This is a genomic window from Halorubrum sp. SP9 (genome assembly GCF_005435015.1).
Taxonomy (GTDB): Archaea; Halobacteriota; Halobacteria; order Halobacteriales; family Haloferacaceae; genus Halorubrum; species Halorubrum sodomense.
The window spans coordinates 1-540 of record NZ_SGXU01000295.1 but is presented as its reverse complement, the minus strand read 5'-3'; the positions used below and the strand labels follow the sequence as shown (position 1 = coordinate 540).

Here is a 540-nt window from a genome sequence, read left to right as displayed (position 1 = left end):
AAAATCTAACTCGATACAACCGCTATCGCCGCTGAGGCGGTCGAAACTGAGCATGAACCACTCGATCTTTTGACCGCCTCATCCTTCGACCTTATCTCAACACCTCCATTCCAATAGCAGCAATCCACAATCCAATGAAAGCAACCCAGAAAAATAGGGATCTTCGGTTCATAGCTCACCAAATTTTACGAAACCGGCGACGCAGCTGCTGAATCAACGAGTGAGTACTTGCGGTCTCGACTCGTCCCTTCTGCTTCCAAGAGATTGTACTGTGCCATCTTCGAAAGGTAGGTCCGGACGGTGCGCTTCGTCCGCGGATCGTCGACCGCCTCAGTATACCGGTCGTGAATCTCGCTGGGTCCAAGCGGGCCGTGGTCGCGAACAATATCGTAGACGACCCGCTGGTGTGGTGTGAGCGAGTCGAGACTCTTCTGCTTGATTTGGGCCCGAGCATCTTCAGCAGCGTCTCTGAGAATGTCGTTGGTGATATCTTCGTGATTTTCGCGATCAGCTGTGCTGGCTGCGCTGCGAAGCATCCCG

1 protein-coding gene is annotated in these 540 nt (G+C 53.3%); it reads right to left on the bottom strand.

The features are described from left to right. Window positions 1-185: 185 nt before the first annotated feature. Window positions 186-540: BlaI/MecI/CopY family transcriptional regulator (locus EXE45_RS17605; RefSeq protein ID WP_137695097.1), on the bottom strand; the 355-nt coding region annotated here is incomplete at its 5' end.